Below are 6,029 nucleotides of genomic sequence, written 5' to 3' on the forward strand. Positions count from 1 at the left end.
GGTCCGCCCCAGGGCGCCCGGCCGGTCACTCCTCCTCGGCGCGGACCACCACGACCGGGACGGTGGCGTGCCGGGTGCAGTGCTGCGCCACCGAGCCCAGCAGCATCCCGGTGAAGCCGCCGAGGCCGCGGCTGCCCACCACCAGCAGGTCCGCCCCCCGGGCCGCCTCGACCAGCGCCCCCGCCGGGGTGCCGTGGCGCGCCTCGGTGCGCACCTCGACCGGCGGCCGCTCCCCCACGGCCTGCCGGACGGCCCGGTCGGCCTCCTGCCGCGCCCGGCCCTCCAGCGCCGCCTCGTCGGTGATCCCCGGGGGGAACCAGCCGCGGGCGCCGTGGTACGTCGGGTACTCCCAGGCGATCACCGCCACCACCGCACCGCCGGTGAGCTCCGCCTGGCGCACGGCCCAGCGCAGCGCCCGCCGGGACGGCTCCGAGCCGTCCACCCCGACCACGATGCGGCCCTTGTCCTCAGGCCGGTCGGCCATGGCTCCTCCTCGACTCGACGGCGGCGGGGGATCGCACCGGTCGGTGGTCCGCCGTCACCGGGCTCGGTGTCCAGCCTGGTACCGACCGCACCGGGCGCGCAGTGCGGCTGGTCCGGGCGGGTGGGTGGGCCGCGGCCGACGACGGGCGGGTCCCGGGTCGGCGGCGCGGGCGCACCGACTGGAAACCCGCACATGAAAACGGATATCGTTTCGCCGGATCCCCCGTGCCGGACCGGTTGCGGGGCCATATGAACATGACAAACACTGGCAGAAGGCGAAGCCTCGAATGCGCACGGACACGGCGGGAGTCGGGATGCGAGTGGACGCCGCGCTGGCCGGGACCTGGGTGGACCGCTGGGAGCGCCAGCAGGAGCGGTACGCCGTGGAGCGCGAGGAGCGCTTCACCGTCATCGCCGACGTACTGGAACAGACCGTCGGACACCGCGGGCGGCCGCTCGTCGCCGATCTCGGCAGCGGCCCCGGCTCGCTGTCGGCGCGCGTCGCCGCCCGCCTGCCGCACGCCGAGATCCTCGCCGTCGACATCGACCCGCTGCTGCTCGCCCTCGGCCGCGCCCGGCACCCCGAGGTCGCCCGCTGGATCGAGACCCTGATCGGCCGCCCGGGCTGGATCGGGGACCTCGGGCTCGATCGCCCGCTGGACGCCGTGGTGTCCACCACCGCGCTGCACTACCCACCGCCGGACGCGCTGCTCGGGATCTACCGCGACCTCGCGGGCGTGCTGCGGCCCGGCGGCGTCCTGGTCAACGGCGACCACCTGATCCCCGAGGACCGGCCGCTCGCCGAGCTCGCCCTCGCGATCGGCCGGCGCCGCGCCCAGCGCCGGGGCGCCGACGCCGCCGAGGACTGGTCCCAGTGGTGGGCCGCGGCCGGGCGGGTCCCCGAGTTCGCCGACCTGCTGACGGCCCGCGAGCGGCAGCTGCCCCCGACCGACGGCGCCGGCAACGGCCTGTCGGCCGCCCGGCACGGCGAACTGCTGCGGGAGGCCGGCTTCCGGCAGGCCGGACCGGTGTGGCAGTACGGCACCAGCTCCGTCCTCGTCGCCCTGCGCTGACCCCGGCCCGGAAAGCGATCCGGAGCGACCCCTCCGGGAGGCGATCCGGAGCACCGGTTTCCGTACCGGCACAGTCTTTGCGAGCGCGTGGCACACGCGCCCTGTTGATCACCCAGGGAAACGGTTAGCGTTTCCCTCGGTCGCCGACGCCCGCCGCGGTGGGAGCCGCACGCGGCGTCCGACCGCGCGCGCCACGCCGACGCGCGGACCGCCGGGGGACGCGGGCCGACACGGGGCAGCCTGTCGGCGGCTGCGGCCCCCTCCGCCGACTTCTCACGGAGAGCTGGTTTCGCATGCGGCCCTTACCGCTGTATCTCGAACCACGGCTGGAGCCCCCGCTCCGATCCCTCCTGGAGGAACGCGACCTCCTCCACACCCTCACCGATGCCCTGGGATCGCCCCTCAACCTGCTCCTGCCCGAGCAGATCGCCGAGAACCTGGCACGCTTCCAGGCGGTCTACCGCAAGCACCACCTCACCGGCCGGATCCACTTCGCCCACAAGGCGAACCGCTCCAGCGCCCTGGTCCGCCGGCTCGCCGCCACCGAGGCCGGACTGGACGTCGCCTCGCTCGCCGAGCTCCAGCACGTGCTCGGAGCCGGCTGCCCGCCCGAGCGGATCATGGCGACCGGGCCGAAGAACCGCGAGTACCTCTGGCTGGCGGCCCGCACCGGCGTCACCGTCCACCTCGACTCCCGCGCCGAACTCGACGACCTGGCCGACCTTGTGCGCAAACAGGCCCTGCCCCCGGTGCGCGTCATGCCCCGGCTGTCGGGCTTCCGGGCCCCGGGGACCACCGTCCTCACCCGGCCGAGCCGGTTCGGCACCGACGTCGGCGAGCTGACGGAGCTGATCGACGCGCTCGAACGCCACCGGGACGCCGTGGAGACGACCGGCGTCGCCTACCACCTGGACACCACCGGCGTACCGGAGAAGGCCGTCGCCCTGGAAACCTGCATCACGGTGCTGAACGAGTGCCGGCGCCGGGGGCTGCGGCCCCGCACCGTCGACATCGGCGGCGGGTTCGGGGTCGACTACCTCGCCGACGCCGGCCAGTGGGAGCGGTACACCACCGAACTGACCCGTGCCGTCCTGGGCAAGCGGCCCGCGCTGACCTGGCAGGGCCACGGCTACGGGCTGCGCAACGAGTCCGGCAGACTGCGCGGCACCCTCGGCCTGTACCCGGCGCACCGCCCGGTCGCCGCCGAGGCCTACCTGGACGAACTGCTCTCCTGCCCGGCGCCCACGCTCGGACGGCCGCTCGGCACCCTGCTGCTGGAGAACCTGTACGACCTGGCGGTGGAGCCCGGCCGGGCGCTGGCCGACCAGTGCGGGGCCACCCTCGCCCGCGTCCTGGAGGTCCGGCACACGGCGGCCGGCGAACACCTGGTGCGGCTGGAGATGAACGCGCGGGACGTCGGCCTGGAGGAGCACGGGGTGCTGATGGACCCTCTGCTGATCCCCCGGCCCGGTGCGCCGGCCACGCCCGGCGCGTCGGACGGCCCCTCGGACCGCCGCTCGGACGGCTCACCGGACGGCCCGCCGGGGGACCCGGTCGGGGTCTACCTGATCGGCAACCTCTGCCTGGAGACCGACCTGATCACCCGCCGGACGGTCTTCCTGCCCCGCCTCCCCGCCCCCGGCGACCTGCTCGCCTTCGCCAACACCGCGGGCTACCTCATGGACTTCAGCGCCGGCCGCGCGCTGCGCCAGCCCGTGGCGCGCAAGGTCGCCGCGTACCGGCAGGACGGCGCCTGGCGCTGGCGCCTGGACGAGCAGTACTGGCCCGTCGACGTGACGGCCGCCGCAGGACACCGGGGGGACGGACAGGCATGAGGTACGACAGCATCACCGACGCGATCGGCAACACCCCGCTGGTCCGGATCGACCCGGCGGTCACCGGCCTGCGGCACATCGACCTGTACGCCAAGCTGGAGATGCTCAACCCGTTCGGATCCGTCAAGGACCGCGCCGCCTGGAACATGACCCGCGAGGCCCTGCCCGGCGCCGTCGAACGCGGCGACACCGTCGTGGAACTGTCCAGCGGCAACACCGCCAAGGCACTCGCGCTGATCGCCGGCCTGCACGGACTGCCCTTCAGGAGCGTCACCAACCGGATGAAGGTCCCCGAGGTCAAGGACCTGCTCCTGCTGCTGGGCGCGGAGATCGAGGAACTGCCCGGCCGCACCGAGTGCCTCGACCCGACCGACACCGACGACCCGCTCACCCGCATCCACCGGATGCTCTCCGAGACGGACTCCGGCTACCTGCACACCGACCAGTACTACAGCCCGCTCAACCTCGACGCCCACCTCACCGGCACCGGGCCGGAGATCGTCCGGGACCTCGACGGCCGCGCCCCCGACCACTTCATCGCCTGCGTCGGCACCGCCGGTTCGTCCACCGGCGTCGCGGCCGTGCTGCGCGCCCACAACCCGGCCGTCGAGGTGCTCGGACTGGTCGCCCACAAGTCCGACTTCATCCCCGGCATCCGCACCATCGACGAGGTGCACGAGGTCGGGCTGTTCGACCCCGCCACCTACGACGCCATCGCGTCGGTCACCTCCGACCAGGCCATCGAGGGCATGCTCACCCTGCTGCGCCGCTGCGGCCTGCCGGCCGGCCCGACCGGCGGCGGCGCCCTCTTCGGCGCCCTGCGCCACCTGCGCACCGTGGACGCCGAGTTGACGCGACGTGGAGGCGGCGAACGGCACACCGCCGTCTTCATCGTCTGCGACCGGGTGGAGAGCTACCTCAGCTACGTCCGCCGCCGCCGGCCCGAGCTGTTCAACCAGCCCGCCCGGCCGAACTCGGTGGAGGCCGTGACCCCGGCCGAGCTGGCCGCCGCCCGGACCGTCGAGGTCGACGCCGCCCGGAAGTGGATCGCCGAGGACCGGCCGCTCGTGGTCGACCTGCGCGGTCCGTTCGCCTACGCGGCCCTGCACATCGAGGGCTCGATCAACATCGTGGACGAGCTGTTCGACGAACTCCTGCACGGCGGACTGCCGTTCGGCACCCACCAGCCGGTGCTGCTGGCCTGCCCGGTCGGCGAGAAGTCCGCCCGGTACGCCGCGCTGCTCGCCCGGATGGGACACCGGGACGCGCGCAGCCTCACCGGCGGCATCATCGCCTGGCGCGACGCGGGCGCCCCACTGGTCCGGGACTGAGCGGAGCCGGCCATGACCACCCTCACCGAGCTCCACGACTGGCACCGCGACCTGCGGGCGCAGTTCCCCATCATCACCGGCAACCCGGACCGGGCGTACCTGGACAGCGCGGCCACCTCGCAGAAGCCCCGGGCGGTGCTCGACGCCGTCCAGCGCTACCTGACCACCGCCAACGCCAACGCCGGCCGCGGCACCTACACCTGGGCCAACGCCACCACCGCGCTGGTCGACCGCACCCGCACCCGGGTCGCCCGCTTCCTCGGCGACCCGGCACCGCAGCAGCACTCCGGCGTCCACTTCGTCAGCGGCACGACCGAGGGGCTGCGCACGGTGGCCCGGGACTGGCTCCCCCACCACCTGCGGGACGGCGACGAGATCATCGTGCCGTTCGCCGACCACCAGGCGAACGCGCTGCCGTGGCTGGAGGCCCAGCGGCTGCTGGCCGGCCAGGGCGTGCGCATCACGGTGCGCGAGCTGCCGTACGACCCGGCCTCCCACGACTACGACCACCGCGCGCTGGCCGGACTCGTCACCGACCGCACGGCGTTCGTCGCCGCCACCCATGTGCACCACGTGTACGGCGGCGACATGAACGTCCACCGCATCCGGGCCGCGGTCGGCCCGGACGTGCCGATCTGCCTGGACGCCGCGCAGAGCGTCGGCCACCTGCCGGTGGACGTCGGCACGCTGGACGTCGACTTCGTGGTCTTCTCCGGACACAAGGCCATGGCCCTGCCCGGCACCGGCGCGGTGTGGGCCCGCAACACCCGGGGCCCGGTCTTCACCCCCGGCGGCTGGAACGGCACGCCCAACACCTGCGGGATCGCCGCCCTGGAGGCCGCCCTGGACTGGCTCGACGCCGCCGGGCCGGACCGCGTCCGGCGGTGGAACACCGCCCTGGCCGCCCGGCTCACCGACGGGCTGCGCACCCTGGACCCGTACGAGGTCCTCGGCTGCCGGTCGAGCCTGGCCGCCGGTTCCGCGGTCCAGCAGCGCGAGGGCATCGTCACCTTCCGGCACCGCGGGATCGGCTCCAACGACCTGGGCTTCGTCCTCGACAGCCACGGCCTGATGGTGCGCGCCGACGGGCACTGCCAGGCAAGGGCCGGGGAGCGCGAGAGCTCGGTGCGGGTGAGCCTGCACGTGTACAACGGCCCGGAGGAGATCGACCGGCTGCTCTCCGTGCTGCGCGGGCTGCGGTAGCGGCCCGGGGAGGAGGGGGGAGGTTTGCCCCCATGCCCCCCCCCCCCCCACCGCCTCACCCCGCCAGCACCGCGCTCAACACCCCATCACATCCCCACGCAGCC

5 protein-coding genes are annotated in these 6,029 nt (G+C 74.4%); 4 read left to right on the forward strand and 1 reads right to left on the reverse strand.

Annotated elements, in window-relative coordinates; translation table 11 throughout:
• Positions 1-25: 25 nt before the first annotated feature.
• On the reverse strand, positions 26-484 hold the full coding sequence (locus ACFVGO_RS08040) for a universal stress protein (RefSeq protein ID WP_359903904.1): 459 nt from the start codon (positions 482-484) through the stop codon (positions 26-28).
• Between the two features lie 313 nt (positions 485-797).
• Between ACFVGO_RS08040 and ACFVGO_RS08045 the strand changes: the two genes are divergently transcribed.
• The 4 genes from ACFVGO_RS08045 to ACFVGO_RS08060 all read left to right on the forward strand — a co-directional run bounded on the left by ACFVGO_RS08045 (position 798) and on the right by ACFVGO_RS08060 (position 5,925).
• Positions 798-1,556, forward strand: coding sequence for a class I SAM-dependent methyltransferase (locus ACFVGO_RS08045; RefSeq protein ID WP_359903906.1), 759 nt, complete (start codon positions 798-800; stop codon positions 1,554-1,556).
• Positions 1,557-1,849: 293 nt separating this feature from the next.
• Complete coding sequence (locus tag ACFVGO_RS08050) at positions 1,850-3,391, forward strand: Y4yA family PLP-dependent enzyme (protein ID WP_380631105.1); 1,542 nt, start codon at positions 1,850-1,852, stop codon at positions 3,389-3,391.
• Complete coding sequence (locus ACFVGO_RS08055; RefSeq protein ID WP_380631106.1) at positions 3,388-4,722, forward strand: pyridoxal-phosphate dependent enzyme; 1,335 nt, start codon at positions 3,388-3,390, stop codon at positions 4,720-4,722. Before ACFVGO_RS08050 ends, ACFVGO_RS08055 begins: the two co-directional genes overlap by 4 nt.
• Before the next feature lie 12 nt (positions 4,723-4,734).
• Positions 4,735-5,925 (forward strand): aminotransferase class V-fold PLP-dependent enzyme, encoded by a 1,191-nt coding sequence (locus tag ACFVGO_RS08060; protein ID WP_359903912.1) that lies wholly within the window; start codon positions 4,735-4,737, stop codon positions 5,923-5,925.
• Positions 5,926-6,029 lie beyond the last annotated feature (104 nt).

It is taken from the genome of Kitasatospora sp. NPDC057738, from assembly GCF_042798815.1.
Classification (GTDB): Bacteria; Actinomycetota; Actinomycetes; order Streptomycetales; family Streptomycetaceae; genus Kitasatospora; species Kitasatospora lactacystinica.

What these genes read in the sequence shown, in the direction of transcription:
- ACFVGO_RS08045 (WP_359903906.1), top strand. Translation starts at nt 798, where the DNA reads ATGCGAGTGGACGCCGCGCTGGCCGGGACCTGGGTGGACCGCTGGGAG.
- ACFVGO_RS08060 (WP_359903912.1), top strand. Translation starts at nt 4,735, where the DNA reads ATGACCACCCTCACCGAGCTCCACGACTGGCACCGCGACCTGCGGGCG.
- ACFVGO_RS08050 (WP_380631105.1), top strand. Translation starts at nt 1,850, where the DNA reads ATGCGGCCCTTACCGCTGTATCTCGAACCACGGCTGGAGCCCCCGCTC.
- ACFVGO_RS08040 (WP_359903904.1), bottom strand. Translation starts at nt 484, where the DNA reads ATGGCCGACCGGCCTGAGGACAAGGGCCGCATCGTGGTCGGGGTGGAC.
- ACFVGO_RS08055 (WP_380631106.1), top strand. Translation starts at nt 3,388, where the DNA reads ATGAGGTACGACAGCATCACCGACGCGATCGGCAACACCCCGCTGGTC.